General features: G+C 39.0%; 2 protein-coding genes and 1 pseudogene. 1 reads left to right on the top strand and 2 read right to left on the bottom strand.

Translation table 11 applies throughout. The features are described 5' to 3' along the window. The first annotated feature begins 396 nt into the window (after positions 1-396). Positions 397-1,302, top strand: coding sequence for an Npun_R2821/Npun_R2822 family protein (locus tag PX636_RS00655; protein ID WP_004162670.1), 906 nt, complete (start codon positions 397-399; stop codon positions 1,300-1,302). 42 nt (positions 1,303-1,344) lie between these two features. On the opposite strand, the gene PX636_RS00650 is transcribed toward PX636_RS00655, so the two are convergent. Further along, the gene (locus tag PX636_RS00650) at positions 1,345-1,635 is read right to left on the bottom strand and encodes a DUF3288 family protein (RefSeq protein WP_004162669.1); all 291 of its coding nucleotides are present in this window, start codon (positions 1,633-1,635) and stop codon (positions 1,345-1,347) included. Positions 1,636-1,637: 2 nt separating this feature from the next. Continuing rightward, a pseudogene (locus PX636_RS00645) lies at positions 1,638-1,881 on the bottom strand (hypothetical protein); the annotation flags it as partial.

The raw sequence follows: 1,881 nt of genomic DNA, 5'->3' as shown, positions 1-1,881 counted from the left end.
GGGTGTGGGGTGTGGGGTGTGGGGTGTGGGGTTTTATCGATTTTCAGGTGGTCAACTACCTAATTTTCAGGGAAAAAGTCCAGGGATTTTCCCCCCAATCACTCCAAAGGTCGGCACTTTTTGAGGGAAAACAAGTCTAAAAGTCTTATCCAACAAGGTTTTTAGATTTATTCAGCAAACCTTAATTATTCGCCAATTCAAAAATCAAACTCACGACTTCTTAAGAGTTGACAGAGAAAGACCGATCGGCTATTCAGTTATCAGTGATCAGTTATCAGTGAACAGGGATATCGGGAGAAAAAAGCTGATGGCTGACTCCCCAAAAGGAAAACTTTCTACTTCACCATTAAGATAACTGCTATATAATTATTTCTAACTCTTACCCCTAGGATATTTATGAAGCGAGGAATTTACATTACCGCTAATGATCGAGTTATCGAGCAGGCGATCGCATTAATGAATAGTATTCGTTTGTACGATCCCGATTCTCCCGTTATCTTGATTCCCTACGACAATAATTATCAAAAAATTGCCGATTTATTAGCAGAAAAATATGGCGTTATTCTCTATCCAGATCTGCAATTAGTGGAAGAATTGGCACAGAAAATCTATGATATTTTTGGAGAAAAATTCTTTGCTCGTCCCAATCAATTTCGCAAGCAGGTGTGTTGGTTTGGAGAACTAGATCAATTTCTTTATATCGATACCGATATCGTAGTTTTTGAAAAAATAATAGATAATCTAAATTTCCTCGATACCTACGATTTTCTCTGCTGTGATTACCAACACAAAAAAGGGATTACTGATGTCTTTAATCCGCTTGTTTTAGAACAGGGAATCTTCACAGAAAATGATCTAACAGGGATGTTTAACGGTGGTTTTTGGGCTAGTAAAAAGAATCTGTTCTCAGAACAGGACTTATATAGTGCTTTTCAAGAATGTGCCGCTCATCCAGAATATTTTGATTTTTCTCAAAAAACCTCCGATCAACCGATTATTAATTATACCATTCTCAAACGAGTTCCCAATCGATTTAATATTGTCCGCGCTCCGGGTTGTCAAGCGGGAAATTGGGGGGGAAGTTCTCATTTTCAACGTCAGGGGAATATTTTAATCGATCCGAGATTAAATCAGCCCTTAAAATATTTACATTGGGCAGGAATTCGCATTGAACCGGGTTGTCCCTACTGGGATATCTGGAAATATTATCGTTATCTAGATGATCCTAATCCCCCCGCAGATCCGCCAGCAAGCAAACCAAAAAATCCTTTTCAGAGATTATTAGATAAAATCAAATTATAGGTTTGATTTTTCCTCTCGCACCATTAAGATAACTGCTGCAATTTAACTCCAATCCTGTTGCTCCTCGGTTTGGCGAATTTGATACACTTGTCCGTGACTGTGCAGTGGTCGAGTTTTTGCCCATAAACTGGCTTCATCTAACTGCCATTTTTCTAGGATTAAATCTAAATCTCTTTGGATTTCTCTTGCCCCCGGAAAGTTTTGATAACGTATGCGTAAACGAGCGCATTCAGCTAAGTTTAAATCATTGGGTTCTGATTGCAGCAGCTGATCAACAATCGGGCGATCGAGTCTTTCCTGTGGATGTTGTTGTTCTTGATTTTTACTAGCCATAATTAATCGAACCAACCGATATCGGAATCCGTTAACTCTGTGGGGGTAGGAGTGGGGGCAATATAACGGGCTAAAGTGGCCATTTCAAAGTTATAAAGACTGGGTTTCTTAGGCAATAGTTTGGTAATTGCTGACGGTTCAGGGGTGGCGGTGGGACTATTTTCTAGGGTTTTAATTTGATTATATAATTTTTCAATTAACTGTTTTTTCTCGGTTAATTCCGTCTGGGATTGACTTAATTGACTC

Origin of the sequence: Microcystis sp. M53598_WE2, assembly GCF_030067735.1 — a bacterium.
GTDB classification, from domain to species: domain Bacteria; phylum Cyanobacteriota; class Cyanobacteriia; order Cyanobacteriales; family Microcystaceae; genus Microcystis; species Microcystis aeruginosa.
Note: the sequence above shows the minus strand (reverse complement) of the source record. Positions and strands in the feature narration are given on the sequence as shown.